Source organism: Actinomadura sp. NPDC048021, from assembly GCF_040653135.1.
GTDB lineage: Bacteria > Actinomycetota > Actinomycetes > Streptosporangiales > Streptosporangiaceae > Spirillospora > Spirillospora verrucosospora.
Genome location: NZ_JBEZJQ010000019.1, coordinates 57,857 through 82,189, shown reverse-complemented (window position 1 = coordinate 82,189; position 24,333 = coordinate 57,857). Strand labels below are relative to the sequence as shown.

The window sequence follows — 24,333 nt, the reverse complement described above, 5'->3', positions numbered from 1 at the left end:
GGCGGGATGGACTCCCCTCCCGTCCGCGTCCTGATCGTCGACGACGACGCGCTCGTCCGGGCCGGCCTGTCGATGATGCTGGCGAGCGCCGGCGACCTGGAGGTCATCGCGGACGTCGCCGACGGCGCCGAGGTCGTCGCCGCCGTGAACCAGCACCGGCCCGACGTCGTGCTGATGGACATCCGGATGCCGCGGCTGGACGGGCTCGCGGCGACCGCGCTGCTGCGCGGCCGCCGCGAGCCGCCCGAGATCATCATCCTGACCACGTTCGACAGCGACGACCACATCCTGCGGGCGATGCGCGCCGGCGCGAGCGGCTTCCTGCTGAAGCACACCCCGCCGCCGGAGATCATGCGGGCGATCCGCCAGGTCGCGGCGGGCGAGCCGATGATGTCGCCCGCGGTGCTGCGCAGGATGATGGCCTACGTCGCCGAGAGCGGCGCCGATCCGCGCCGGGCCCGCGCCCGCGGCCTGCTGGACCGGCTGAGCGACGGCGAGCGGGCCGTGGCCGCGCTCGTCGGCCGCGGCCTGACCAACAGCGAGATCGGCAAGGAGCTGTCGCTCAGCGTCGCCACCGTGAAGGCGTACGTGTCGCGGCTGCTGGCCAAGCTGGAGCTGAACAACCGCGTCCAGATCGCCCTCCTCGTCCACGACGCCGCGCTCGACGACTAGCGGTTCTCTGGGCCGCGCCGCGCCAGCGGGACGTGGCGGAGCAGCAGCGCCGCCGCCAGGCCCAGCACGGTGACGGGCAGCGCGGTGACGAACAGGGTGGAGAACGCGTCCGCGAAGGCCTCGGCGACGCCGTCGCGCACCGGCGCCGGGAGGGTCTCCAGGACCTCGGGGCGGACGGCGTCGCCGAACGCCGGGACCCGCCCGTCCGGGACCCGTCGCACGATCTCCTCGGCGAACCGGTTCGAGACGACGGCGCCGAAGACGGCCATCCCGGCGGCGGTGCCGAGCATGCGGCTCGCGAAGACGCCCGAGCTCGCCGCGCCGAGGTCGCGGTGCGGCGCGGCCTGCTGCGCGATCAGCATGACGACCTGCTGGGACAGCCCGGCGCCGAAGCCGAGCACCGCCATGTAGCAGCCCGCGGCGACCAGGCCGGTGCCGGCGTCCATGGTCGCCAGCAGCGCGATCCCGGCCGCGCTGACCGCCATGCTCGCGGCCGGGAGCCGGTGGTAGCGGCCGGTGCGGTGGATGTACTTCCCGGCCGCCATGGACGAGGCCAGGAGCGCGAGCATCATCGGCAGCAGGAGCAGGCCCGATCGGGTCGCGCCGACTCCCCCGACGACCTGGAAGAACATCGGCAGGTAGGTGGCGAGGCCGAACCCGGTGGCGCCGCCGACGGCCGCGACGGCGCAGGCCACGCTGAACGACCGGTCGCGGAACAGCCGCGGCGGGATGATCGGCTCGGCGGCCGTCCGTTCGGCGAGCGCCCACGCGGTGAACAGCACGGCCGAGGCCGCCGCCAGCGAGAGGACGACGGGCGAGCCCCACGCGTACCGTGTTCCGGCCCAGCTGGTGAACAGGGTGAAGCAGGTGACGGCGGCGCCGAGCAGGACGATCCCGGCGTAGTCGATCCGGGGCCTGCCCTGCGGCGCCGGCAGCCGGAGGAACAGCACGATCACGGCGGTGGCGGCGATGCCGAGCGGCAGGTTGAGGTAGAACACCCACCGCCACGACGCGTGGTCGGTGAGGACGCCTCCGGCCAGCGGTCCCGCGATGCTGGAGACGGCGAAGACGATCGCCGAGTAGCCCTGGTACCGGGCGCGCTCGCGCGGCTCGAACAGCTCGCCGGTGAGCGCGAACATCGAGCTCATCAGGCAGCCGGCCGCGGCGCCCTGGACGGCGCGGAACACGATCAGCCAGGTCATGGTGGGCGCCGCCCCGCACGCCGCCGATCCGGCGAGGAACCCGAGCAGGCCCGTCAGCAGGACGCGGCGGCGCCCGAACAGGTCGCCGAGCCGTCCCGACAGGGGGACGGTGACGCTGGTGGCCAGCACGTACGCCGTCGACACCCAGGCGAGCCGGTCGAGCCCGCCGAGGTCCCCGACGATCGTCGGCAGCGCGGTGCCGAGCACCGTCGCGTCCAGCGAGGACATGAGCCCGGCGAGCATGAGGCCGCCGAACACCAGCAGCCGGTGCCGGTCGGTCATCGGCGCGGTCGTCTCGATCACGCGCACCTCCCATTTCTATGCGTTAGACATATAGATGCTAAACACAGATAGATGAGTCGCGCAATCCATCTAGACTGGGCGCCATGAGCGACGAGGCGCTGGACGCCGTCGAGCGGAGCATGGTCAGGCTGCGCAGGGGCATGTCGCGGCAGCGGCTGGGCAAGGCGGCGATCCGCGACCACAACCTCCCCGTCGACGTGCAGGTCCTGCACGTCGTGGACATCGTGGACGAGGGTCCCGACCGGCCCGGCGAGGAAATGAGCGTCGGCCTGGTGGCCGCCCGCCTCGGCGTCGACGCCTCGCGCGGCAGCCGCATCGTCGCCGAGGCGGTCAAGTCGGGCTACGTCCGGCGGGTCGCCTCGCAGGAGGACGGCCGCCGCATCCATCTGGAGCTCACCGACGCCGGCAGGGCCGTCGTCGACGCCACCCGCCGCACCCGGCAGGAGCACTTCGCCAAGGCCATGAGCGGCTGGACCGACGAGGAGCGCTCCGCCTTCGCCCGCCTCCTGTCCCGCTTCGTCCACACCTACGAGGACTGACCGCTCGCGCGGCGGCGAGGGGCGCCGCGCGTCCTCCCCCGGTTGCGGGCGGACGGCGCCCGCCTACAACCCCGGTTGCGGGTCCGGCGCGAAGCGCTCGGCCTCGCGGAGGACGGAGCCGCGCCGGACCGGCGTCTAGGCTGACGGGATGATGGGTGGTCGCCTGATCCCGCCGGCAGGGCGCGCGCGGGACGCGGCCCTGGCGGGCGGAGTGCTCGCCGTGGTGGCCGTCAGCAGCCTGAAGTCGCTCGTGGGGCCGCGCGAGGAGCCGTGGGCCGCGACGGCGTTCGACTGGGCGCTGATCCTCCTCGCCTGCGGGGCGCTGTTCTTCGCCCGCCGGCGCCCGGTGGCCGTCGCGGCGCTCGTCCTCGTGGCCACCGGCGTCTACTACGTCGCCAGCCTGCACGACGGCGGGCTGATGATCGCGGTCATCGCGGCGCTGTACGCGGTCGCGGCCGCGGGCCGGCTCCAGGCCGCCGTCGTCCTCGCGGCGCTGACCGTGATCGCCACCGGCGCCGGCACCCTCCTCGGCAACCGCGACGTCAACGGCGTCGCCCTGTTCATGCTGACCGGATGGCTGGTGGCCGTGGTCGCGCTCGGGTGGGTGCGGCACAGCCGGATCGCCTACCTGCGCGAGGCCGAGCGGCGCGCCGCCGGCGAGGAGCGGCTGCGCATCGCCCGCGAGCTGCACGACGTCGTCGGGCACCACCTCTCGCTCATCAACGTCCAGGCCGGAACGTCGCTGCACCGTTTCCACCGGGACCCGGCGCAGGGCGAGGCGGCTCTCGCCGCCATCAAGGCGTCGAGCCGGGAGGCCCTGCGCGACCTGCGCGCGACCCTCGGGGTGCTGCGGCAGGCCGACGAGGAGGCGCCGACCGCGCCCCCGCCCTCCCTGGACGGGATCGGCGGGCTGATCGGGACGGCGCGGGCGGCCGGGCTCACCGTGCACGGCGGCGTCACCGGCGAGGCGGACCCGCCCACCGAGGTCGGCCTGGCCGCCTACCGCATCGTGCAGGAGTCGCTCACCAACGTCTCGCGGCACGCCGTCGCCGCGGAGGTCACCGTCAGCGTCGAGCGCGGGCCGGGCGCGCTGCTCGTCGAGGTCGCCGACGACGGCCGGGGCGCCGCCGCGCCGCCGGCGGGGCCGGGCAGCGGCGTCGACGGCATGCGCGAGCGGGCCCGCGCGCTCGGCGGCGAGCTGACGGCGGGTCCGCGGCCGGGCGGCGGCTTCCTCGTCCGGGCCCGGCTGCCCTACGGGAACGAGGCGCGCAAGCGATGATCAAGGTTCTGCTGGCCGACGACCAGGGCCTCGTGCGGGCCGGGTTCCGCTCCATCCTCGACGACGAGGACGACATCACCGTCGTCGGCGAGGCCGCGGACGGCGCGCGGGCGGTCTCCGCCTGCCGCGGGCTGCGCCCGGACGTGGCGCTGCTGGACGTGCGGATGCCCGGCATGGACGGCCTGGAGGCCGCCCGGCGGATCACCGCCGACCCGCGGCTCGGCGGCGTGCGGGTGGTGATCCTGACGACCTTCGACCTGGACGAGTACGTGTACGGGGCGCTGCGCGCCGGAGCCACCGGCTTCCTGCTCAAGGACACCGAGCCGGCGGAGCTGATCCACGCGGTGCGGGTGGCGGCGCGCGGGGACGCGCTGATCACCCCGTCCGTCACCCGCCGCCTCATCGGAGAGTTCGCCGGGCGCGCCCAGGCGCCCGTCCCCGGCCCGCGGCTCGACTCCCTCACCGTCCGGGAACGGGAGGTGATGCTGCTCGTCGCCGCCGGGCTCAGCAACGACGAGATCGCCGCCCGCCTCGTGCTCAGCCCCGCCACGGCCAAGACCCACGTCAGCCGCATCATGTCCAAGCTGGACGTGCGGGACCGCTCGCAGCTCGTCATCCTCGCCTACGAGTCCGGCATGGTCAGCCCGCGCTGGGTGCGACCACGGCGGTAGGCGCGCCGCCGGCCCGCAACCGGCGGGGTAGGGCGGAAGCCCGCCGCGGGCCGATGCGGCGGGGGCGGCCGCGTCCCGATCATGGGGACCATGAACCACACCGGCGCCATGATCGGGCTCGTGGTCGGCGGGGCCGCGGGCTTCCTGCTGACCGAGACCGTGGGAGCGTTCTTCACGTTCGTCCTGGACCGCACGCTCGACGTCGACGGCACCCCCCTCCTGCTCGCCGCCTTCATCGTCGTGCCGATCCTGTCCGCCCTCGCCGGCGCCTTCGCCGGCTCGCGTTTCCGGACCGGCCGGTGAGCCCGGCCCCGGCGGTCAGGTCAGGCGCGCCCGGAGCAGGCAGAACTCGTTGCCCTCCGGATCGGCCAGGGGGACCCAGCTCTCCTCCCCGGTCTGCCCGATGTCCACCGGCCGCGCGCCGGCGGCGAGGAGCCGCTCCAGTTCGGCGTCCTGGTCCCGGTCCGTCGCGTTCACGTCGAAGTGCAGCCGCAGCTTGCCGTTCTTCGGCTCGTCGCTGCGGCTGAGGATCAGCGTCGGCTGGAGCCCGCCGGACCCCTCCGGCGGGCCGATCTCGATGTCGCCGTCCTCCCGGTCCAGCTCCACGAACCCGAGCACCTCGCACCAGAACTCCGCGAGTCTCTCCGGGTCGCGGCAGTCGAGCACGAGTTCACTGATCCGGCACGCCACGGTCGGCCTCCACCAATCAAGATCGGATATCGGCTCCCACGCTCTCAGAGACCCGTGCGGGGCGTCGAGCGAAATGCCGCCGGCCGGCGGGAACGGTCCCGGGCGCCACCCTAGAGGCGCAGCCGCAGGCGGCCGGAGGCGAAGGCCTCGGCGACCCGGGCCTCGGTCCCGGCGGCGTCCTCGCCCGAGGTGTCGAGCACGTGGCGCTCCAGCTCGCCGAGGTCGGCGAACTGGTCCCACATCGCCAGGACGGGACGCCGATCCACCAGCGCACCGGGCGCCGTCCGGGCCTGCGCACGGGCGAGCGTGACGTCGCGATGCGGGCGAAGCGCCGCGTAGTGGAAGGGCACCGAGGGGTGCCGCGTCGCCTGCCGGCGGAAGTGGCCGAGCATCCAGGGGCCGACGATTCCGTCGACGACCGTGACGAAGCCCCCGCTCGCGTAGGTGAACGCCGCACCGGCGATGACGTCCATCACCGTCTCGTTCTGGGAGTGCGACGCCGGCTCGTACGGCGGGACCGCTCCGGCCACGATGCAGTGCCAGAAGTCGTCGGTGTGCAGGTGGACGGCCTTCTCCTGGCGGCGGGCGATCCGGGCCGCGACCGTCGACTTCCCCGCTCCGGGAGGGCCGGTCAGAACGAGAACGCTGCTGGGCACATGATCACCCTAGCGGCGGGCGGCGGGCGGCGGGCGGCCCGCGCCCATGCCGGATCGCGGAGGGTGACGGTCGCAGGCCAGATGTGGGTCGCGGAGTCGCCAGACAGGCGCAACCTCACGGTAAGTGACCAGAACGTCGCACTCGGGAATGGGGAGCGTGACGTCGATCCCCCGAGAGGAACCGCATATGCCGGCTCAGCGCCTGGTCCAGGGACAGCCCCCCACCCGCGAGCCCGTCCTGCTCGTCCACCAGGTGTCGGGCACCTTCCTGCAGAGCGAGAACCAGTCGACGACGACGCTCAACGACGAGGTGCAGAACGAGAACCACTGGCCGCTGCCGTCCGACAAGACGGCGCAATGGCGGCTGTACGAGATCCGGTTGCGCGGCGGGCGCTCCGTCCACCTTGTGGAGCACCAGGTCAACGAGCACGTCCTGACGTTCCGTCCGGGGCCCGGCCCCGGAAGCATCCCGCAGCTGTCGCCGATCCTGACCGCACGGGAAGGGCGGACGGGCAGCCCGCTCCAGCACTGGAGGTTCATCCCCGTGCCGGGCACCGGCGCCAACTACTGGGGGATCGTGCCTGACCAGTACCCCGCCTACGCCCTCGGTCTCTACAACAACCACGTCGCCGACGACCAGTGGGTGGTGCCGACCCCGACGTGGGGCGGGCCTCCGACGCTCTTCCACGCGTGGTCGGCCGTCCCCACCACCATCCCGGCAGGAGACATCGAGGAGGAGGACGCGTGGCTGGTCGGCGAGGACGAGGGGGCGGCGCCCGAGCCGCGCACGAACATGTGAGCGGCGCGGGTCACGCCGGGGCGAGCACGGCGCAGAGGGCGTCCAGAGCGGCCGGGTAGGCGGCGCCGACCGGGGTGCTGTAGCCGACGACGAAGCCCTGGGGGCGGTCGCCGGGGTCCTGCCAGTGGTCGCGCAGAGGCATGAGGGCGAGGTCATGGAACGCGGCGCGGCGCATGACCTCGCCCTCACCCTGTCCGCCGTCCGGGAGCATGACCAGGGCGTGCAGCCCTGCGGCGACCCCCTGGACCCGGACCCCGGGGGCGCGGTCGCGCAGCGCCGCGACCAGGAGGTCGCGGCGGCGCCGGTAGCGCAGGCGGGCGGCGCGGACGTGCCGGTCGTAGGCGTGGGTGCCGATGAGGTCGGCGAGGACGAGCTGCGCGAGCGACGGGGTGTGGGCGTCGGCGAGGCGCTTGGCCTCCGCGAAGGGCTCGACCAGGTGGGCGGGCAGGACCAGCCAGGCCAGGCGCAGCGCCGGGGCCAGGGTCTTGGACGAGGTGCCGCCGTAGACGACGTGGTCGGGCGCCGTCCCCTGCAGGGCCCCGACCGGCTGGCGGTCGTAGCGGAACTCGCCGTCGTAGTCGTCCTCGACGATCGTGCCGCCGGCCTCGCGGGCCCAGGCGGCGAAGGCGCGGCGGCGGTCCGGGGGGAGGGTAGCGCCGGTCGGGTACTGGTGCGCCGGGGTCAGCACGGCCGCGCCCGCCGGGCCGAGCGGTCCCGGGAGCGCGCCCCGCTCGTCCACGGGCAGCGGGACGACGGCGAGCCCGGCGCGCCGGACGATCGCGCGGTGGAACGGATGCCCCGGCTCCTCCATCGCCATCGAGTGCGTTCCGAGGTCCCGCAGGACGGAGGCGAGGAGGCCGAGGGACTGGGCGTACCCGGACGTCACCACGATCCGGGAGGGGTCGGCGTGCACACCCCTGGCCCGGCCGAGGTATCCGGCCAGCGCCTCGCGCAGCTCGCGGCGGCCGCGCGGGTCGCCGAGCGCGTGCACGTCGGGCGGGGCGGACGCCAGGACGCGGCGCGTCGAGCGCAGCCACGCCGTGGAGGGGAACGTGCTCAGGTCGGGCCGCCCGGGCAGCAGGTCGTGCGCCGGCGCCTCGGCGGACGCCGGCTCCGCGGGCGCCGGCGCCGGCGCGGGCCCGGCCGCGACCCGCGTCCGCCCGCCGGGGACGGCCGTGAGATAGCCCTCGGCCGTCAGCTGGTCGTAGGCGGCGCTGACCGTCCCGCGCGCCAGGCCCAGCTCGGCGGCCAGCGCGCGGGTCGAGGGGACGACGTCGCCGGGGGCCAGGCGCCGGGACCTGACGGCCTCCCGGAGGGCGCGTTCGAGTCCGGCGCGGCGGCCGCCCGAGGGGTCGACGTCCAGATGCAGGTCGACCGAACCGGTCCATTCTCCGCGCATGGAACTGGATCTTAATCCTGGTCCGGTCGGGTTCTAGATTCGCACCATGATTGTTCTCGCGCAGCTCAGCGACACCCATCTGGACGGCGGCGACGGCCGGGCCGAACGCGCGGCCCGGGTCATGGACCACCTGAACGGCGTGCCGGTCGACGCCGTCCTCGTCACCGGGGACATCGCCGACCACGGCGAGCCCGCCGAGTACGAGCAGGCCCGCAAGGTCCTCGCGTCGGGGCATCCGGTGCTGACCTGCCCCGGAAACCACGACAGGCGCGGCCCGTACCTAGAGTTCCTCCTGGACGAGCCGCCGGGCGACGGCCCGGTCAACCGCGTCCACGAGATCGGCGGGGCCACCTTCCTGATGTGCGACTCGACCGTCCCCGGCGAGGCCCACGGGCGCCTCGACGACGAGACGATCGGGTGGCTCGACCGGCGGCTCGCCGAGGCGCCGGACGCGCCCGCGTTCGTCTGCTTCCACCACCCGCCCGTGAGGCTCCAGATCCCGTACGTGGACGGGATCCGGCAGTTCGGCGAGCGGCGCCTGGCCGAGGTGGTCCTGCGGCACCCGCAGGTCGTGGCGATGCTGTGCGGGCATGCCCACACGGCCGCGGCCACGACCTTCGCGGGGCGGCCCCTCCTCGTCGCCCCCGGCGTCGTGTCCACCCTCCGGCTGCCGTGGCAGCAGGGCGACATCGCCGACCTGACCGCTCCCCCGGGCGTCGCCTTCCACGTCCTGGACGACGACGGCCGGCTGAGCACGCACTACCGCACCTTCTAGGGTGCGGCCGGGGCGGCGCTTCCCGCCCCGGCCCGGACTAGAGGTGCTCCATCAGGAAGACCGCGACCGTGCCGGGCGCCAGCGCCTCGAAGACGTGCGGGGCGTCGCCGGGGTAGGCGAGGTAGTCGCCGGGTCCGAGCTCCAGCGGCCCCGACGCGGGCCCGGCCACGGCGCGGCCGGCGCTGAGGACGACGTGCTCGGTGGTGCCCGGCGGATGCGGGTCGGAGACCCTCGGCTCGCCCGGCTCCGCAGTGACGCGGTAGAGGTCGCGGCGCGCGTGCGGCGGGGACGACGCCAGCAGCGTCGCCGTGTAGTCGGCCCGGTCGGAGTGCGCGGCCGGCCCCTCCCCCGCCCGGATCACCCGGACGGCCTGGCGCGGCGGGTCCACCAGGCGGCTGAAGGGCACGCCCAGGGCCGTCGCCAGGGCCCACAGCGTCTCCACACTCGGGTTCCCGGCGCCCGACTCCAGCTGGGAGAGCGTCGACTTGGCCAGGCCCGCGCGCCTGGCCAGCTCCGTCTGGGACATCCCGGCGCGCTCGCGCTCCCGCCGGATCGACGCCGCGATCACCGCGATCACATCCACTCGCCCGCTCCCGCCCTCCGAAGGTAGTGTTCACTGTACTGGACGATTGTTCGCTACAACGAACGGACTGAGCATGAGGCACCTCGGCATCCTCGCCCACAGCGCGGAAGGCGCCGCGCTGTGCTTCCGGACCTTCTGCCAGGAGGGCTTCCGCGAGCTGGGCCCCGACGACCACCCGGACGTGACGCTCGACCTCATCGCGCTCGCGCGCAGCATGCCCTCGTGGGACGCCGGTGACCACGCCCCGATCAGGGAGATCCTGGCCGAGAGCGCCCGGCGGCTCGCCGCGGCGGGCGCGGACTTCTTCGTCTGCCCCGACAACACCGCGCACCTGGCCCTCGAACACCCCGGCGCCGACCTGGCGCTTCCCGGCCTGCACATCGTCCAGGTCGTCGCCGACCAGGCCGCCCGCGACGGCCGCACGCGCGTCGGCGTGCTCGGCACCCGCTACACCATGGACGGGCCGCTCTACCCGCGCGAGCTGGCCGTGCGCGGCATCGCCGCCGAGGTCCCGGACCCGGCCGACCGGGAGACCGTCGACCGGATCATCTTCGACGAGCTGGTCAACGGGGTCTTCACCGAGGACTCGCGCCGCGAGTACGTCCGGATCATCGAGCGCCTCGCCGCACGCGGGTGCGACGCGGTCGCGCTGGTGTGCACCGAGATCCCGCTCCTGGTCACGCCCGAGGCGTCGCCGCTGCCCACGCTCGACTCCACCCGCCTGCTGGCCCGCGCCGCCTTCGACGTGGCCGCGGACCGGCGTCCCGTCCCGGCCTGGCGCGGCGGACGCTTCGACGCCCGTTGAAACGACCCGCCCCTAGAGTGCCGGTCATGGACTTCGGGGGCGAGGAGAAGGCGAGCCGTTTCCGGCGGCTCCACCACGGGGACCGTCCGCTGGTGCTGCCGAACGCTTGGGACTTCGCGAGCGGCGCGGCGCTGGTGGAGGCCGGGTTCCCGGCGATCGGCACGACGAGCCTCGGCGTCGCCGCGGCGGCCGGGAAGACCGACGGGGCCGGCGGCACGCGCGCGGAGACGATCGCGCTCGCCCGGACGCTGGCGCGGCTGCCCGTCCCGGTGACCGTCGACGTCGAGGGCGGGTTCTCCGACCGGCCCGGCGACGTGGCCGCGCTCACCGCCGAGCTCGCCTCGTACGGGATCGCCGGGATCAATCTGGAGGACGGCCGCGCCGGCGGCGCCCTCGCCTCCGCGCGCGACCAGGCGGCCGTCATCGCGGCCGTCAAGGAGGCCGCGCCGGGGGTGTTCCTCAACGCCCGCGTCGACACGTTCTGGCTCGGCGCGCCGGACCTGGAGGAGACGCTGCGGCGGGCGCGGGCGTACGCGCGGGCGGGAGCGGACGGGATCTTCGTCCCGGGGATCGCCGGCGACGCCGACGTCCGGGCGGTCCTGGAGGCCACCGGCCTGCCGCTGAACGTGCTCCACCTGCCGGGCGAGACCGACTACCCGCGGCTCGCCCGGCTGGGCGTGCACCGGGTGAGCACCGGTTCGCTCCCGTTCCGCGCGGCACTGCGCGCGGCGGTCGTCGCGGCCCTCGGCGTGACCGGGGAGGGCGACGCCCCTCGCGTACCGTCGTACGGGGACGTCCAGCGGCTCGTCAGTGGCCGGTGATCCGGTCGGCGAGGCGGGCCAGGCCCGAGGTTCGCGCGGACGGCGCGGACGACTCGCGGGCGTCGGCCGCGCGGTAGAGGGCGTACATCGCGTGGACGCCGAGCCAGCGGAGGGGTTCGGGCTCCCAGCGGCGGACGCGGCGGTCCACCCACGGAAGCGCCGTCAGGTCGGTGTCACGGCCCAGGACGAGGTCGCGGAGGGTGCGGCCGGCGAGGTTCGCGGTGGCGACGCCGTGGCCGGTGTAGCCGCCGGCGTGGCCGAGCCCGGTCGCGCGGTCGAGGACGACCGTCGCGCACCAGTCGCGGGGGACGCCGAGGACGCCCGACCAGGCGTGCTCCACCGCCCCCTCATCGGCGACGGCGGGCAGCATCCCGGCGAGCATCGTCCAGAGCGCGTCGACGGTGGACGGCTCGGTCCGACCGCCGTCGTCCACGCGCGACCCGTACCGGTAGGGGCGGCCCCGGCCGCCGAAGGCGATGCGGTCGTCGGCGGTGCGCTGCGCGTACATGTAGTAGTGCGCCATGTCGCCGAGCAGCTCGCGGCGCTCCCACCCGATCTCCTTCCAGGCGCGGGCGGGCAGCGGCGTCGTGACGATCATCGAGCTGTTCATCGGGAGCCAGTCGCGGCGGTGGCCGGGCAGCGCGGCGGTGAAGCCCTCGGTGGCCCGCAGCACGTACTCGGCGGCGACGGTCCCGAACGGGGTGACGGCGGCGGCCGCCCCGTCCGGCCGGCGTGGGTCGATCCGCACGACCGGCGTCCGCTCGTAGATCTGCACGCCGAGCCGCCGGACCGCCGCGGCGAGCCCCCGGACGAGCGCGGCGGGCTGCACGCGCGCGGCGTGCGGGCTCCACGCGGCGCCGGTCGCGCCCTCGACGCGCAGCCGCTCGTCGCGTTCGGCGGCGGGCAGCGGGACGAGGTCCTCGTCGCTCCAGCCCCACTCGCGTGCCTCCTCCACCAGGGCGGCGAGGCGGGCGCGCTGGGCGGCGTTCCGGGCCACGTGCAGGACGCCGCCCTTGACCAGGCCGGCGTCGACGTCCTCGGCGCCCGCGACGCGGACGACCTCGTCCACCGCCCGGAACATGGCGTGCTGCAGCGCGATCGCGGCGGGACGCCCGTGCCGGGCGGCGTAGCGCTCCCGGGATCCCGCGATCTCCCCCAGCACCCAGCCGCCGTTGCGCCCGGACGCGCCGAACCCCGCGAACTCGCGCTCCAGCACGACGATCCGCAGGTCGGGGCGGGCGCGCTTGAGGTAGTAGGCGGTCCAGAGCCCGGTGTACCCGGCGCCGACGACGCACACGTCGGCGGTGCGCGGGCCCGGCAGGCGGGGGCCGGGTTCGGGGCGTCCGGCCGCCCGGTACCAGTGGGAGACGCCGCCGTTGGCGAAACCGGGAGCCAGGGGCGCCCGGCCCGGGGAGGAGCTCATGGGCTCATCCTGCTGCATTCCGCAGCAAAATCAACAGGCGACAACGGATTCTAGGGCACAGCGTCGACTTTTCGACGGGATCCGACCCAACGGGAGCGTTCGGCGGCGTAGTACGCGGCGCCGTCGGGCCCGGCGGGGCCCTCCCGCCACCGGCGCATCCCGAGCTGGAGCGCGATCTGCGACGACGCGGGGTTGGCCGTGTCGATCTCGGCGGTGATCCGGTGCACCCCGACCACTCCGAACGCGTAGTCCAGGACGGCGCGGGACGCCTCGGCGGCCAGCCCCCGCCCCCAGTGGTCGGGCTCCAGGCTGTAGAGGATCTCGACGTCCACGCCGTGGCCGAGCGGACCCTCGTGGTGGCTGAGCCCGGCCACGCCCGCCAGCGGGCCGCCGGGCGCCGCCGCGCCGCCGCCCGGGGACGCGGGGGCGGGGCGCAGCGCCCACAGCCCGTAGCCCTCGGTGGCGAAGTCCCGCTCGCTGGCCTCGATGATCTCGCTGACCTGCACGGGCGTGACCACCCGGTCGTCGAACAGGTGGCGGCGGACGAGGGGCCCCGTCCAGTGCGTCAGCAGGGCTCCGTGGTCGCGCATCGACACCGGGTGCAGCACGAGCCGGACGGTGCGCAGCACCTCACTCATACCCGTCCCCCGCGGCGGGCCACTCGGGCGTGGCCTCCCCGTCGGGGACGCCGACGCGGAACACCCGCAGCTGCAGCGCGAGCGCCTGGTAGTAGCCGACGAGCGTGACCAGCTCGACGAGGGCCGTGCGGCCGAGGGTGGCCACCGCCTCGGTGTAGACGGCGTCAGCGAGATCGCCCTCGGCCACGAGCTGGCGCGCCGCCTCGTACACGACGCGCTCGCGGACGTCGGCGAGCATCGGCGCACGGCCCTCGCGCAGCGCGTCCGTCTCCTCGTCGGCGAGCCCCTGCCGGCGCCCGATCCGCTCGTGGGCGTACCACTCGAAGTCGGAGCGCAGGTGCGCCGCCACGACGAGGGTCGCGATCTCGCGCTCGCGCTTGGTGAACCCGGTGCGGAAGCGCAGCGCGGCACCGAGGTCCTGCAGCGGCAGCCCGACGGGAGGGCTGTAGAGCATCGCGTTGAACGGGCCCTGCAGGCGCCCGATGTCGTCGGCCAGGGCGAAGGGGGGATTGCGGTCGCCGGCGCGGGGCCCGCCCGTCACCGCCTCGTAGACGGCTCGCTGCTCCTCGCTGAGCGAACCGGGGAGGAGCAGCGGGAGCCTCGTCGGGGACGGGCCGCGCCGCGGTCGGTCGTTCACGCGCTCACCGGTCACGGGGTCGATCACTCACCGCACGCTAGGCGCTCGGAGCGGGCGGCTCAACCCCCGTCCGGAATGTGAAACCCCTGGCACACGATGACGTAGCGGCCGCGTAACACGCGTCGGCGACCCTTGTCGGCGACCGCACCGGACACGAACGGGGCGCCCGGCCCCCGGAGGGAACGTCCCATGCCGCTGCTGCGCATCCGCACCGAGATCGAGGACCGTCCCGGCCGCCTCGCCTCCCTCACGGCCGCGCTGGCCCAGCGCGGCGCCAACATCCTCGGGCTGTCGGTCCAGCTCGACGCCGACGGGGTGGTCGACGAGTTCATCGTCGACGTCCCGCGCGGCGGCCCGGACGCCCGCGCCCTCGCCGAGGCGCTGGGCGCGGCGGGCGGCACCCGCACCGCCGTCCTCCCCGCGCGCCCCCACGAGCTGGTGGACGAGCCGACCCGCGCCCTCGCCCTGGCGGCCCGGCTCCGGGCCGAGCCGCACGCGGTGCCCGAGATCCTCGGCGAGCTGCTGCGCGCCGACGAGGCACGCTGGGACGCCCCCGGCGACGAGGACCCCGACCGCCGCGACCTCCTCGTCCCGGTGCGCGGGCGCTCGGTCCGGCTCCGGCGCGCCGGGCTGCCGTTCACCGCGACGGAGGCGGCGCGGGCCGACGCGCTGGTGCGGGCCGCGCTCCCGGCGGCGCCGCGCCCGTCGGCGTCCCGGCGGATCGCGCTGCGCGACGGGACGCAGGTGGTCGTCCGGCCGGTCGAGCCGCGCGACGGCGACGCCGTGCGGGCGCTGCACGAGCGCTGCTCGCTGGACAGCCGCCGGATGCGCTACTTCAGCCCCAAGCCGTACCCGCCGCGCCGGTCGTTCGAGGGGTTCTGCGATCCCGCGCGGGGCCTGACGCTGGTCGCCGAGGGCCCGGACGGGTCGCTGCTGGCGCTGGCGCACCTGGTCCTCGTCCGCGACCCGGGCGCGGCGGAGGTCGCGTTCCTGGTCGAGGACGCCTGGCAGGGCCGCGGGCTCGGCCGCGGCCTCGCCGGGCTGCTGCTCGCGCTGGCCCGGGACCGCGGCCTGGTGGAGGTGCGGGCGACCGCGCTGAGCGAGAACGCCCGGATGCGGCGGCTGCTGACCTCGCTCGGCGGGCGGACGCGGCGCACCGGGGACGCCGCGATCGTGGAGATCAGGCTGCGGCTGGACGGCCGTCCCGCCGAGCCGGGGGCGCTGGCAGGATGGGCGGGTGAGCGGCGTATATGACGATCCCTGGGCCTACGAGCTGGCGTGCTCGTTCCGCGACGTGCCGGCCGAGGTGGACGTCCTGCTCGGCTGGTGCGCCGAGCAGGGCCTCGCCCCCGCCACGGCGCTGGAGCTCGCCGCCGGGCCCGCCGAGCACGCCCGCGAGCTCGCCCGCCGCGGGCTGGCGGCGACGGCGCTCGACCTGAACCCGCGCATGTGCGCCTACGCGGCCCGCGAGGCCGAACGCGCCGGCGTCGGGCTGGAGGTCGTCGAGGGCGACATGACGCGGTTCGCGCTGGGCCGCCGGTTCGACCTCGTCGCGACCATGCTGGACTCCACGTCCCACCTCATGACGCTGGACGCGTTCGTGGCGCACCTGCGGTGCGCCGCCGCGCACCTGTCCCCCGGCGGCCTCTACGTCGTCGAGATGTCGCATCCCCGCGACCGGCTGGGCGACGACCCGAGCGTCACCACCGGCTGGACGGTCGAGCGGGACGGCGTCCGGGCGAGCGTGCGCTGGGGCGAGCCGTCCGACCGGCTGGACCCGGTCACCCAGATCGCCGACGACCGCGTCACGATGACCATCACCGGGCAGGGCGCGGAGCCGCGGGTCGTGCGCGACGTCGTGCCCTACCGGTTCTGGACCGCCACCGAGCTGGACGCCGCGATCCGCCTCGCCGGCGGGCTGGAGGCGGTCGCGCAGTACGGCGACTTCGGGGTCGGCGAGGGGGCGGTGCCCCTCGCCGACCCCGGGGCCTGGCGCATGATCACTCTGCTGCGCCCGCGCTGAGCGTCAGGGCGCGGACCGCCAGCCGGGCATCGGGAACGACGCGAGCAGGTCGCGAACCTGCCCGGCGACCCGGTCCAGCACCGCCTCGTCCTGCTTGGCGGCGGCCTGCACGACCTCGTCGATCCATGCGGCGAGCTGCGGCATGTGCTCCTCGCCGATCCCCCGGGTGGTGATCGCGGCGGTGCCGAGCCGCAGCCCGGACGGGTCGAAGGGCTTGCGCGGGTCGAACGGGACGGCGTTGTAGTTCAGCTCGATGCCGGCGCGGTCGAGGGCCTGCGCGGCGGGCTTGCCCGCGACGCCCTTGCCGGTCAGGTCGATGAGGATGAGGTGGTTGTCGGTGCCCCCGGAGATCAGGTCGTAGCCGCGGTCCAGCAGCGCGGCGGCCAGCGCCTTGGCGTTCGCGACCACCTGCCGCGCGTACCCGGCGAAGTCCGGCTGCGCCGCCTCCTTCAGCGCGACGGCGATCGCGGCCGTCGTGTGGTTGTGCGGCCCGCCCTGCAGGCCCGGGAAGACGGCCTTGTCGACCGCCTTCGCGTGCTCCGCCGTCGACAGGATCATGGCGCCGCGGGGGCCGCGCAGCGTCTTGTGCGTGGTGGTGGTGACGACGTCGGCGTGCCCGACCGGGGACGGGTGCGCGCCGCCGGCGACCAGGCCCGCGATGTGCGCGATGTCGGCCGCCAGGACCGCCCCGGCCTCCCGGGCGATCTCGGCGAACGCCGGGAAGTCGATCGTCCGCGGGACCGCGGTGCCGCCGCACCAGATCAGCTTCGGCCGCTCCTTGAGGGCGAGGTCGCGCACCTGGTCCATGTCGACGCGGCCGGTGTCGGCGCGCACGTCGTAGCGGACGGGGCGGAACCACTTGCCGGTGGCCGAAACCGACCAGCCGTGCGTCAGGTGGCCGCCCATCGGCAGCGACAGGCCCATGACCGGGTCGCCGGGCTCCAGGAACGCCATGTAGACGGCGAGGTTGGCGGGCGAGCCCGAGTAGGGCTGGACGTTGGCGTGCTCGGCGCCGAACACGCCCTTCGCCCGCTCGATGGCGAGCAGCTCGATGGGGTCGACGTTCTGCTGGCCCTCGTAGTAGCGCTTGCCCGCGTAGCCCTCGGAGTACTTGTTGGTCAGGACCGTGCCGGCGGCCTCCAGCACCGCCTCCGAGACGTAGTTCTCCGAGGCGATCAGGCGGATCTTCTCGTACTGGCGGCGGGCCTCGGCCTCCACCAGCGCGGCGATCTCGGGGTCCTGGCCCTGCAGATGGGGTACGGCCGGTTCGTGCATCGTGAGCCTCCGCGCTGCTCGCGCCGGGGCTTCGGGCACCCCGGCGAAGGGGACCCGTACACCCAGGCGCGCGGTGTGCGGACTACTTTCGCTCCCCGGTGGTCGTCTCCACCTTGACTGCGCCAGTCGCGTGGGCGCCATCATACCGGGCCGGCCCGCGCCGGCGGGGCGCGCGTGCGGGGACCGAGACCAGGAACAGCCCGCCCAGCAGCAGCAGCGACCCCGCCGCGACCGGCGCCGACATGCGCTCGCCGAGGACGGCCACGGCCAGGCCGGCGGCGACGAGCGGCTCGGCGAGGCTGAGCGTCCCGGCGGTCGCGGCCGTCACCCGGCCGAGGCCGGTGACGAAGAACATGTACGCGGCGGCGGTGGCGGCGAGCCCGAGCCAGGCCACCAGGGCCGCCGAGCGCGGCGCGGCGAGGGCGGGAAGTTCCGGCAGCGTCCAGGGAAGCAGGGCCGCTCCCCCGGCCAGGAGCGTCACCGACACCGCTCCGGCCATCCCGGCCCCTCGCATCCCGCCGCCGTGGCCCGTGAGCGTCTCGGCCGACACCAGCACCTTGGCCGAGACCGTGTAGACGCCGAAGCACGTGCCGCCGGCCAGGCTCAGCGCGATCCCGGCCGGGTCCGCGTGGACGGCCTCCCCCGGCACCATCAGCAGCGCCACGCCGCCGACCGCGCAGGCCGTCCCGGCCCACCAGCGGCGGCCGAGCCGGGCGCCCAGGACGAGCCGCTCGCAGAGGCCGGTGGAGACGGGCGCGAGCCCGAACACGACGGCGGTCGCGACGGCCGCGCCGGTCCGGTCGACCGCGCTGAAGAACGACGCCTGGAAGACGCCGGTCGCCGCCGAGGCCGCCGCGAGGTGCGGCCAGGTGCGCCTGGTCAGCGCCAGGAACGCGCGGCGGTCCGCCACGAGTACGAGGACGGCGAGGACGAGCCCGCCCGAGAGGATCCGTGCGCCGCCGACCGCGACCGGGTCCGCGGACGGACCCGCCAGCACCTGCGCCGGCCCGACCGTTCCCCAGAGCACGCCGGCGGCGAGCACCAGCAGCACACCGGATGTGTTGTTCCATCGGTCCATGCCGCCGAAGCTAGGCGAACATGCGGAACTCAGACCTTAGGACCGTCATTCGTTCGCTTCAAACGACCGAGGCCGTCATTCCTTCGCCGCTCACGGAGAACTGCATACCTCAGCTGTAGGGCGTTCGGCCTTCAGGCCGGTGGTCCGACGGAAGTTCGGACTGCTCGACCGGCTGCACGTAGTCGTACACGACGATCGTGCGGACGTCCACGTACTCTTTGCGGCGCGCCAGCCGGTCGAGGACGAAGTCGCGCAGGTACGCGGTGCTCGGCACGGCCACGTGGACGAGCAGGTCCTCGTTCCCGGTCACGACGAAGACCCCGATCGTCTCGGGCATCGAGGCCATGCTGTCGCGCGCGGACTCGATCGCCTCGCGCGACTGCGGCCGGATCCTGATCGAGATCAGCGCCTGCACGCCGCGTCCCAGCCGCTCCAGGTCGGCCGCCGCGTGGAACCCGGTGATGACGCCCCGCGAGCGCAGCGCCCGCGTCCGCTCCAGGGCCGTGGACGGCGCGATCCCCACCGCCTCCGCCAGCTCGCGGTTGGTCTGCCGCCCGTCCCGCTGCAGGCGCCGCAGGATCGCCTGGTCGACCGCGTCCATGTGGTCCCTCCCGAACTGCCCGGCGGACGCCGAACTCCCGCGCGGGAATCGCGCCCGGACGTCCCGTCCCCCGAAGATTATTCGCCGCGGGCCGGGCCCGCCACGGGGCCCGCCATGGTGTCCGCCGCGGTGCACGCCACCGCCAGGAGCGCGCAGGCGCCGACGCCGGTGAGGGCCCACGCCGCGCCCGCCGGGCCGAGGTCGAAGAGGCGGCCGATCACCAGGTCGCCCGCGAAGGAGAACATGCCGGCGCAGAACGCCAGTACGCCGTAGTAGGAGCCGAAGCACTCCGGCGGAGCGCGCCGGGCGGTCCGCTGGAAGACCGAGGGCTGGACGAGGCCGTTGGCGACGCCGTTGAGGACGGCCGCGAGCATCAGCGGGCCGGGTCGCGTGCCGTCCAGCGCCGCGAGGACGAAGAACCCGGCCGCGGCGCACAGCAGGCCGGTCCGCAGCACCCACGGCCGCTCGCCGCGGCGCCGGACGGCGACGAGGGGCTGGACCGCCGCCGCGACCATCGCCAGCAGGGAGAAGCTGAGCGTCGCCACCGCGGGCGTGAAGCCGAGGAGGGGCACGGCCGTCATGATGTGGGTGGCGAGCAGCGTTGTGGGCGCGGTCAGCAGCGCGAAGTAAAGGAACGCCCGATCGGCGAGCACCGCCCGCACGCCCGCGAGGACGTCGCGGGGACGCGCGGTCGTGCTTCTCCCGCCGGACCGGGGCACGAGAAGGAAGAGGACGCCGGCGACCACCCAGAGTGCGGCGGCCGCCCCCGTCAGGAGCGCGAACCCGGAGCCCGTGCCCAGAAGGAGGAGCCCCATCGGCGGGCCCGCGACCGTCGCCAGGTGCTGGGCGGCGACGTAGGCGGCGAAGCCGCCCGACCGGCCGGCGGGGCCGACGGACGCCAGCAGGCTGTGGCCCGCGGGGTTGTAGAGCGCCCCGCCGACCGCGATGGCGACGGCCGCGCAGAGCAGCGCCCCCACGCTTCCGGCGAACCCGAGGCCCGCGAACCCCAGCGCGCGCACGGCGCAGGAGATCATTCCGGTCCGGCGCGCGCCGAGCAGGTCGGTGACCGCGCCGACCGGCAGGAGCAGCGCGAACTGCAGGCCCACCCGCACGCCGAGGACCAGGCCGACCGTGCCGGCCAGCAGCCCGAGGTCGTGCCGGAGGTGGGCGACGAGGTGCGCCATCACCGCGAAGAAGCCGAGGCTGGCGGCGAGCTGGATCGCCACGACCACCGCGACGACCCTGCGGTCGGACGGGTTCGCGGCGGGGGCGGGCGGTGGGCCGGGGGGCGCGGGGGCGGGCGCGGGGACGGAGACGGCGGTCACAGCCCTGCCCGGGACAGGTCCGAGACGACCAGCGCGGTGGCCTCCGCGATCAGGGCGTTCTTCGGCGGGGTGTCGTAGCCCGGGCGGTCGGACATGACGGCCACCATCAGCGGGGCGCCCCGGGGAGGCCGCACGACGGCGATGTCGTTGGCCCGGCCGTAGTCGCCGGTGCCGGTCTTACTGGCCGCCTTCCATCCCCGGGGCAGACCCGCCCTCACGCGCTGGGCTCCGACGGCCGTGGCGCTGCGTTCGAGCCAGCCGCGGACCAGAGCGCGCTTGCCGGGCTCCAGCGCGTCCCCGAGGACGATCGCGCGGTAGTCGGCGGCGATCGCCCGGGGGCTCGTGGTGTCGCGGGGGTCTTCCGGACGCACCCTGTTCAGCTCGGGCTCGTAGTCGTCCATGCGGCCGACAGTGTCGCCGAGGCCCCGCAGGTAGGCGGTCAGCCCCGAAGGTCCGCCGACGTCGCGCATCAGCAGGTTCCCCGCCGTGCCGTCGCTGAAGCGGATGGCGGCGTCGCACAGCTCCCGTATGGTCATCCCGGTGGCGACGCGGTCCTTGGTGATCGGTGAGATGGAGTTCACGTCGGCCCGGGTGTAGGTGACGCGCTCGTCCAGGTGGCCGAGCGGGTTGCGGTGCAGCACCGCCGCCGCGGCGAGCGTCTTGAAGGTGGAGCAGAACGCGAAGCGCTCGTCGGCGCGGTAGGCGACCTCGGCTCCGGTCCCGGTCGCCAGCGCGTACACGCCGAGGCGGGCGCCGTGCCGGCGTTCGAGCGCCGCGAACCGCGACAGGTCCGGCGGCGCGGCCGAGCGCCGGGCGGGCGGCGAGGACGGCGCGGACGACGGGCGCTCCTTGTCGCCGCATCCCGCCAGCGGCAGCAGGGCCGCGGCGGCCAGCAGCGCCCGCCGGGAGGAGCCTGACTGCTCGGATGGCATGCGGAGGCACCTGCTTTCCCGGCGGCGGAGGGCGGACGCCGCCCAGCAGACCAGAGCAGCACTCGTGACGTCCAATATGGATATCACTCGTACCGCCATACGCATCTCCATATCAGCGCTGGTCAGACAGGCCGACCGAGGCGCCTCACGGCGACCGGCGATTCTGCCGAAGCCCGTGCCCCGCGGCGCCGGCGCCCGGCGGCCCAGGATCCGGCGGCCGGAAAAACCGTGTGGCCCGACCCCGGAACGGGATCGGGCCACACGGTGCGGCTTCGGCGGCGTCAGCGGGCCGCGGCCTCCATGGCCTGCTTGACGGCGGCGCGCTTCTGCCGGAGCTTGGCGAGCGCCTCCTCCAGGATGGCCTCGCCGTCCTCGTCGCTGCGCCGCTCCTTCACGTACGCGAGGTGGGTCTTGTACGGCTCCGTCTTCGGCGGGGCCGGGGGGTTCTCGGAGTCCTGGCCGGCGGGGAACCCGCAGCGCGGGCAGTCCCAGGTCTCGGGGACCGCGACGTCCGTCGCGAAGCTGGGGCGGGTCTCGTGCCGGTTGGCGCAGTAGAAGGTCACCCAGACGCGGGGGGCGGCGTCGCCGCGCTCCGCCTCTCCCATCGGACCGGCCCCGACACGGCTGCCCCGAATCGCGTTGCCACTACCCACGGAATACTCCTCGCTTGGTGTGCCGCCGCCGCCCGTGACCTTCGAGGACGGCGCGGCGCTCGCATGTGTTGGACGGGCCGGCTCAGCCGACGCCCTTGTGCTTGAACAGCAGTCCCAGCACGACGATCGAGGCGAACCAGACCACCCCGACGCCGATGGTCAGCCGGTCGAGGTTGCGCTCGACCACCGACGACCCTCCGAGGGAGGACGAGACGCCGCCGCCGAACATGTCGGACAGGCCGCCGCCCTTGCCCTTGTGCATCAGGACGAGGACCACCATCAGCAGGCTCGTGACGATGAGCACGATGGACGTTGCGATGATCACGTTTCTTCAGCGCCTTGTCTGTAGTTCAGGACGGAGGTCGAGCCGGACCGGGCGTTTACCCGTCAGCTACGAAGGGTACGACGAAGTCCCCGCTGGTTCGGCAAGAACCCCCGGTTCACGCGGAATTGATCAGATGTGATCAGACCGGCAGATCCCGGTACCGGCAGATCTTGACGAACTCTCCCGGGTCCAGGCTGGCACCTCCGACCAAGGCGCCGTCCACGTCGGCCTGCGCCATGATCCCGGCGACGTTGCCGCCCTTCACCGAACCGCCATACAGGATACGCGCCTCGTCGGCCACACCGCCGTCGTACAGCTCGGCGAGCCGCGTGCGGATGGCCCCGCAGACCTCCTGCGCGTCCTGCGGCGTGGCGACCTCGCCGGTGCCGATCGCCCAGACGGGCTCGTAGGCGATCACCGTGCGCCGCACCTGCTCGGCGGTGATCTTCTCAAGCCCGCCGTCGACCTGCGCGAGCACGTGCGGGACGTGCCCGCCGGCCTTGCGGACCTCCAGCCCCTCGCCCACGCACAGGATCGGGGTGAGGTCGGCGGCGAGCGCGGCCCTGGCCTTGGCGTTGACGACCGCGTCGTCCTCGGCGTGGTACTGGCGCCGCTCGGAGTGCCCGACGACGGCGTAGGTGCAGCCGAGCTTGGCCAGCATCGCCGCGGAGATCTCGCCGGTGTAGGCGCCGGACGCGTGCTGGGAGACGTCCTGCGCGCCGTACTGGATTCCGTACTTGTCGGCCTCGATCAGGGTCTGCACGGAGCGGAGCGCGGTGAACGGCGGGAGCACCGCGACGTCGACGGCCGCGTAGTCGGCGTCCTTGAGCGCGAACGCCATCTTCTGGACGAGCGCGATCGCCTCGAGGTGGTTGTTGTTCATCTTCCAGTTGCCGGCCATGAGCGGCTTGCGGCCGGTCGGGCCGCCGGAAGGGGTCGCGCGGGCCATCGTCAGTCCTCCAGGGCTTGCAGGCCGGGCAGCGTCTTGCCTTCGAGGTACTCGAGGCTCGCGCCGCCGCCGGTCGAGATGTGGGAGAAGGCCGCCTCGTCGAAGCCGAGCAGCCGGACGGCGGCGGCCGAGTCGCCGCCGCCGACCACGGTGAACGCGCCGGAGTCGATGAGGCCCTGCGCGACGGCGCGGGTGCCGTGCGAGTAGGGCTCCATCTCGAACACGCCCATGGGGCCGTTCCAGAAGACCGTCCTGGCGTCGGCGAGGCGCGCGGCGAACAGCTTGCCGGACTCGGGCCCGATGTCCAGGCCCAGCCGGTCGGCCGGGATCGCGTCGGCGGGCACCACGTCGTGGTCGGCGTCCGCGGCGAACGCGGTGGCCGCGACGATGTCGACCGGCAGCACGAACTCGACCCCGGTCTCCTCGGCGCGGCGCAGGTACTCGCGGACGGTGTCGAGCTGGTCCTCCTCGAGCAGGCTCCGGCCGACCTCGTGGCCCTGCGCCTTGAGGAAGGTGAACACCATGCCGCCGCCGATGAGGATGCGGTCGGCCTTGCCGAGCAGGTTGTCGATGACCCCGAGCTTGTCGGACACCTTGGACCCCCCGAGCGCGACCGCGTAGGGGCGCTCGACGTCCTCGGTGAGCTTCCTGAGCACCGCGACCTCGGCGGCGATCAGCCCGCCCGCGGCGTGCGGCAGCCGCTTCGGCACGTCGTAGACGGACGCGTGCCTGCGGTGCACCGCGCCGAACCCGTCCCCCACGTAGACCTCGGCGAGCGCGGCCAGCCGGTCGGCGAAGGCGCCGCGCTCGGCGTCGTCCTTGCTGGTCTCGCCCGGCTCGAAGCGCAGGTTCTCCAGCAGCGCGACGCCGCCGTCGGCGAGGCCGTCGGCCGCGGCGCGGGCGGAGTCGCCCACGACGTCGGTCGCGGACGCCACCGGCGCGCCCAGCAGCTCGCCCAGGCGGGCGGCGACCGGCGCGAGCGACAGCTCGGGCTTGACCTGCCCCTTGGGGCGGCCGAGGTGGGCGCAGACGATGACCCGGGCGCCCCGGGCCCGCAGCGCCTCGATCGTCGGCAGGCTGGCCCGGATCCGCCCGTCGTCGGTGATCCGCCCGTCCTGCAGCGGGACGTTGAGGTCCGCGCGCAGCAGGACGCGCCGTCCGGCGACGTCGAGGTCGTCAATGGTGCGCATCGGGATGCGGTGTCCTTCCGTACACGGCCCCGCCGTGGCGGCGGCGGGGGCGGGCGCGGGGGGGGGGGGGGGGGGGGTGAGCTGAGGGGC

The 24,333-nt window shown here is 74.9% G+C and carries 27 protein-coding genes, 1 pseudogene and 1 riboswitch; of the genes and pseudogenes, 11 read left to right on the top strand and 17 right to left on the bottom strand.

Annotated elements, in window-relative coordinates:
- The first annotated feature begins 6 nt into the window (after window positions 1-6).
- Window positions 7-672: a response regulator transcription factor gene (locus tag AB0C87_RS28440; RefSeq protein ID WP_345184405.1), complete on the top strand. Its 666-nt coding sequence runs from the start codon at window positions 7-9 to the stop codon at window positions 670-672.
- On the opposite strand, the gene AB0C87_RS28435 is transcribed toward AB0C87_RS28440, so the two are convergent.
- Window positions 669-2,177: an MDR family MFS transporter gene (locus AB0C87_RS28435; protein WP_345184403.1), complete on the bottom strand. Its 1,509-nt coding sequence runs from the start codon at window positions 2,175-2,177 to the stop codon at window positions 669-671. The two genes, AB0C87_RS28440 and AB0C87_RS28435, sit on opposite strands and share 4 nt — an antisense overlap.
- Window positions 2,178-2,260: 83 nt before the next feature.
- Here AB0C87_RS28435 and AB0C87_RS28430 point away from each other — a divergent pair, with 83 nt between their 5' ends.
- The 4 genes from AB0C87_RS28430 (at window position 2,261) to AB0C87_RS28415 (ending at window position 4,969) form a co-directional block, all read left to right on the top strand.
- Window positions 2,261-2,716, top strand: a complete 456-nt coding sequence (locus AB0C87_RS28430; RefSeq protein ID WP_185024800.1) for a MarR family transcriptional regulator — start codon at window positions 2,261-2,263, stop codon at window positions 2,714-2,716.
- Window positions 2,717-2,864: 148 nt separating this feature from the next.
- Window positions 2,865-3,995 (top strand): histidine kinase, encoded by a 1,131-nt coding sequence (locus tag AB0C87_RS28425; RefSeq protein ID WP_353835286.1) that lies wholly within the window; start codon window positions 2,865-2,867, stop codon window positions 3,993-3,995.
- A complete protein-coding gene (locus AB0C87_RS28420) occupies window positions 3,992-4,666 on the top strand; it encodes a response regulator transcription factor (protein ID WP_345184398.1) in 675 nt (224 codons plus the stop codon). The genes AB0C87_RS28425 and AB0C87_RS28420 overlap by 4 nt, the downstream gene beginning before the upstream one ends.
- A gap of 90 nt (window positions 4,667-4,756) precedes the next feature.
- Window positions 4,757-4,969: a hypothetical protein gene (locus AB0C87_RS28415; protein WP_345184396.1), complete on the top strand. Its 213-nt coding sequence runs from the start codon at window positions 4,757-4,759 to the stop codon at window positions 4,967-4,969.
- 15 nt (window positions 4,970-4,984) lie between these two features.
- On the opposite strand, the gene AB0C87_RS28410 is transcribed toward AB0C87_RS28415, so the two are convergent.
- Both AB0C87_RS28410 and AB0C87_RS28405 read right to left on the bottom strand, forming a co-directional pair.
- A complete protein-coding gene (locus AB0C87_RS28410; RefSeq protein WP_345184394.1) occupies window positions 4,985-5,356 on the bottom strand; it encodes a VOC family protein in 372 nt (123 codons plus the stop codon).
- Window positions 5,357-5,466: 110 nt separating this feature from the next.
- Entirely contained in the window at window positions 5,467-6,012 is a 546-nt protein-coding gene (locus tag AB0C87_RS28405; RefSeq protein ID WP_345184392.1) for an AAA family ATPase, read from the bottom strand.
- A gap of 187 nt (window positions 6,013-6,199) precedes the next feature.
- On the opposite strand from AB0C87_RS28405, the gene AB0C87_RS28400 reads away from it, so the two are divergent.
- Window positions 6,200-6,811 (top strand): hypothetical protein, encoded by a 612-nt coding sequence (locus tag AB0C87_RS28400; RefSeq protein WP_345184389.1) that lies wholly within the window; start codon window positions 6,200-6,202, stop codon window positions 6,809-6,811.
- Between the two features lie 10 nt (window positions 6,812-6,821).
- Here the strand turns inward: AB0C87_RS28400 and AB0C87_RS28395 are convergent, their stop codons facing one another.
- Entirely contained in the window at window positions 6,822-8,210 is a 1,389-nt protein-coding gene (locus tag AB0C87_RS28395) for a PLP-dependent aminotransferase family protein (protein WP_345184387.1), read from the bottom strand.
- 46 nt (window positions 8,211-8,256) lie between these two features.
- Between AB0C87_RS28395 and AB0C87_RS28390 the strand changes: the two genes are divergently transcribed.
- Window positions 8,257-8,985 carry a phosphodiesterase gene (locus AB0C87_RS28390; RefSeq protein ID WP_345184385.1) on the top strand — a complete coding sequence of 243 codons (729 nt, stop codon included), beginning with the start codon at window positions 8,257-8,259 and terminating at the stop codon, window positions 8,983-8,985.
- 37 nt (window positions 8,986-9,022) lie between these two features.
- On the opposite strand, the gene AB0C87_RS28385 is transcribed toward AB0C87_RS28390, so the two are convergent.
- Window positions 9,023-9,568 carry a helix-turn-helix domain-containing protein gene (locus tag AB0C87_RS28385; RefSeq protein WP_353835288.1) on the bottom strand — a complete coding sequence of 182 codons (546 nt, stop codon included), beginning with the start codon at window positions 9,566-9,568 and terminating at the stop codon, window positions 9,023-9,025.
- 73 nt (window positions 9,569-9,641) lie between these two features.
- Here AB0C87_RS28385 and AB0C87_RS28380 point away from each other — a divergent pair, with 73 nt between their 5' ends.
- Together AB0C87_RS28380 and AB0C87_RS28375 are read left to right on the top strand one after the other, a co-directional pair.
- On the top strand, window positions 9,642-10,373 hold the full coding sequence (locus AB0C87_RS28380) for an amino acid racemase (RefSeq protein WP_353835289.1): 732 nt from the start codon (window positions 9,642-9,644) through the stop codon (window positions 10,371-10,373).
- 26 nt (window positions 10,374-10,399) lie between these two features.
- Window positions 10,400-11,194: an isocitrate lyase/phosphoenolpyruvate mutase family protein gene (locus tag AB0C87_RS28375; RefSeq protein ID WP_353835290.1), complete on the top strand. Its 795-nt coding sequence runs from the start codon at window positions 10,400-10,402 to the stop codon at window positions 11,192-11,194.
- Here AB0C87_RS28375 and AB0C87_RS28370 read toward each other — a convergent pair.
- Genes AB0C87_RS28370 through AB0C87_RS28360 form a run of 3 tightly spaced genes read right to left on the bottom strand, consistent with a single transcriptional unit; the run spans window position 11,181 to window position 13,919 of the window.
- Entirely contained in the window at window positions 11,181-12,617 is a 1,437-nt protein-coding gene (locus tag AB0C87_RS28370) for an FAD-binding oxidoreductase (protein WP_345184372.1), read from the bottom strand. The two genes, AB0C87_RS28375 and AB0C87_RS28370, sit on opposite strands and share 14 nt — an antisense overlap.
- Before the next feature lie 50 nt (window positions 12,618-12,667).
- Window positions 12,668-13,255, bottom strand: coding sequence for a GNAT family protein (locus AB0C87_RS28365; protein WP_345184370.1), 588 nt, complete (start codon window positions 13,253-13,255; stop codon window positions 12,668-12,670).
- Window positions 13,248-13,919 (bottom strand): carboxymuconolactone decarboxylase family protein, encoded by a 672-nt coding sequence (locus AB0C87_RS28360; protein WP_360580367.1) that lies wholly within the window; start codon window positions 13,917-13,919, stop codon window positions 13,248-13,250. The genes AB0C87_RS28365 and AB0C87_RS28360 overlap by 8 nt, the downstream gene beginning before the upstream one ends.
- A 162-nt stretch (window positions 13,920-14,081) precedes the next feature.
- Between AB0C87_RS28360 and AB0C87_RS28355 the strand changes: the two genes are divergently transcribed.
- Both AB0C87_RS28355 and AB0C87_RS28350 read left to right on the top strand, forming a co-directional pair.
- Window positions 14,082-15,146, top strand: coding sequence for a GNAT family N-acetyltransferase (locus tag AB0C87_RS28355; RefSeq protein ID WP_353835291.1), 1,065 nt, complete (start codon window positions 14,082-14,084; stop codon window positions 15,144-15,146).
- Window positions 15,130-15,915: a class I SAM-dependent methyltransferase gene (locus tag AB0C87_RS28350; RefSeq protein ID WP_345184361.1), complete on the top strand. Its 786-nt coding sequence runs from the start codon at window positions 15,130-15,132 to the stop codon at window positions 15,913-15,915. Before AB0C87_RS28355 ends, AB0C87_RS28350 begins: the two co-directional genes overlap by 17 nt.
- A gap of 3 nt (window positions 15,916-15,918) precedes the next feature.
- On the opposite strand, the gene glyA is transcribed toward AB0C87_RS28350, so the two are convergent.
- From glyA to AB0C87_RS28305, 9 genes and pseudogenes are all read right to left on the bottom strand, one after another.
- Complete coding sequence (gene glyA / locus AB0C87_RS28345) at window positions 15,919-17,190, bottom strand: serine hydroxymethyltransferase (protein ID WP_345184359.1); 1,272 nt, start codon at window positions 17,188-17,190, stop codon at window positions 15,919-15,921.
- Window positions 17,191-17,243: 53 nt separating this feature from the next.
- A riboswitch (ZMP/ZTP riboswitch) is annotated at window positions 17,244-17,330 on the bottom strand.
- A 104-nt stretch (window positions 17,331-17,434) separates the two neighbouring features.
- Window positions 17,435-18,268: pseudogene (locus tag AB0C87_RS28340) on the bottom strand (EamA family transporter); the annotation flags it as partial.
- A 109-nt stretch (window positions 18,269-18,377) separates the two neighbouring features.
- Entirely contained in the window at window positions 18,378-18,869 is a 492-nt protein-coding gene (locus AB0C87_RS28335; protein WP_345184353.1) for an Lrp/AsnC family transcriptional regulator, read from the bottom strand.
- A 77-nt stretch (window positions 18,870-18,946) separates the two neighbouring features.
- Complete coding sequence (locus tag AB0C87_RS28330) at window positions 18,947-20,194, bottom strand: MFS transporter (protein ID WP_345184350.1); 1,248 nt, start codon at window positions 20,192-20,194, stop codon at window positions 18,947-18,949.
- Complete coding sequence (gene bla / locus AB0C87_RS28325; protein ID WP_360580364.1) at window positions 20,191-21,126, bottom strand: class A beta-lactamase; 936 nt, start codon at window positions 21,124-21,126, stop codon at window positions 20,191-20,193. The genes AB0C87_RS28330 and bla overlap by 4 nt, the downstream gene beginning before the upstream one ends.
- 281 nt (window positions 21,127-21,407) lie before the next feature.
- On the bottom strand, window positions 21,408-21,779 hold the full coding sequence (locus AB0C87_RS28320; RefSeq protein ID WP_149258133.1) for an RNA polymerase-binding protein RbpA: 372 nt from the start codon (window positions 21,777-21,779) through the stop codon (window positions 21,408-21,410).
- Between the two features lie 82 nt (window positions 21,780-21,861).
- The gene (secG, locus tag AB0C87_RS28315; RefSeq protein WP_089313386.1) at window positions 21,862-22,104 is read right to left on the bottom strand and encodes a preprotein translocase subunit SecG; all 243 of its coding nucleotides are present in this window, start codon (window positions 22,102-22,104) and stop codon (window positions 21,862-21,864) included.
- A gap of 139 nt (window positions 22,105-22,243) precedes the next feature.
- Window positions 22,244-23,053: a triose-phosphate isomerase gene (gene tpiA / locus AB0C87_RS28310; protein WP_360580363.1), complete on the bottom strand. Its 810-nt coding sequence runs from the start codon at window positions 23,051-23,053 to the stop codon at window positions 22,244-22,246.
- A 2-nt stretch (window positions 23,054-23,055) separates the two neighbouring features.
- Window positions 23,056-24,243 carry a phosphoglycerate kinase gene (locus AB0C87_RS28305; RefSeq protein WP_345184342.1) on the bottom strand — a complete coding sequence of 396 codons (1,188 nt, stop codon included), beginning with the start codon at window positions 24,241-24,243 and terminating at the stop codon, window positions 23,056-23,058.
- Window positions 24,244-24,333 lie beyond the last annotated feature (90 nt).

Excerpts from the sequence above, each read along its gene's own strand:
- AB0C87_RS28440 (WP_345184405.1), top strand. The coding sequence starts at position 7 with ATGGACTCCCCTCCCGTCCGCGTCCTGATCGTCGACGACGACGCGCTC.
- AB0C87_RS28430 (WP_185024800.1), top strand. The coding sequence starts at position 2,261 with ATGAGCGACGAGGCGCTGGACGCCGTCGAGCGGAGCATGGTCAGGCTG.
- AB0C87_RS28425 (WP_353835286.1), top strand. The coding sequence starts at position 2,865 with ATGATGGGTGGTCGCCTGATCCCGCCGGCAGGGCGCGCGCGGGACGCG.
- AB0C87_RS28420 (WP_345184398.1), top strand. The coding sequence starts at position 3,992 with ATGATCAAGGTTCTGCTGGCCGACGACCAGGGCCTCGTGCGGGCCGGG.
- AB0C87_RS28415 (WP_345184396.1), top strand. The coding sequence starts at position 4,757 with ATGAACCACACCGGCGCCATGATCGGGCTCGTGGTCGGCGGGGCCGCG.
- AB0C87_RS28400 (WP_345184389.1), top strand. The coding sequence starts at position 6,200 with ATGCCGGCTCAGCGCCTGGTCCAGGGACAGCCCCCCACCCGCGAGCCC.
- AB0C87_RS28395 (WP_345184387.1), bottom strand. The coding sequence starts at position 8,210 with ATGCGCGGAGAATGGACCGGTTCGGTCGACCTGCATCTGGACGTCGAC.
- AB0C87_RS28390 (WP_345184385.1), top strand. The coding sequence starts at position 8,257 with ATGATTGTTCTCGCGCAGCTCAGCGACACCCATCTGGACGGCGGCGAC.
- AB0C87_RS28380 (WP_353835289.1), top strand. The coding sequence starts at position 9,642 with ATGAGGCACCTCGGCATCCTCGCCCACAGCGCGGAAGGCGCCGCGCTG.
- AB0C87_RS28375 (WP_353835290.1), top strand. The coding sequence starts at position 10,400 with ATGGACTTCGGGGGCGAGGAGAAGGCGAGCCGTTTCCGGCGGCTCCAC.
- AB0C87_RS28370 (WP_345184372.1), bottom strand. The coding sequence starts at position 12,617 with ATGAGCTCCTCCCCGGGCCGGGCGCCCCTGGCTCCCGGTTTCGCCAAC.
- AB0C87_RS28365 (WP_345184370.1), bottom strand. The coding sequence starts at position 13,255 with ATGAGTGAGGTGCTGCGCACCGTCCGGCTCGTGCTGCACCCGGTGTCG.
- AB0C87_RS28355 (WP_353835291.1), top strand. The coding sequence starts at position 14,082 with ATGCCGCTGCTGCGCATCCGCACCGAGATCGAGGACCGTCCCGGCCGC.
- glyA (WP_345184359.1), bottom strand. The coding sequence starts at position 17,190 with ATGCACGAACCGGCCGTACCCCATCTGCAGGGCCAGGACCCCGAGATC.
- AB0C87_RS28335 (WP_345184353.1), bottom strand. The coding sequence starts at position 18,869 with ATGGACGCGGTCGACCAGGCGATCCTGCGGCGCCTGCAGCGGGACGGG.
- bla (WP_360580364.1), bottom strand. The coding sequence starts at position 21,126 with ATGCCATCCGAGCAGTCAGGCTCCTCCCGGCGGGCGCTGCTGGCCGCC.
- tpiA (WP_360580363.1), bottom strand. The coding sequence starts at position 23,053 with ATGGCCCGCGCGACCCCTTCCGGCGGCCCGACCGGCCGCAAGCCGCTC.
- AB0C87_RS28305 (WP_345184342.1), bottom strand. The coding sequence starts at position 24,243 with ATGCGCACCATTGACGACCTCGACGTCGCCGGACGGCGCGTCCTGCTG.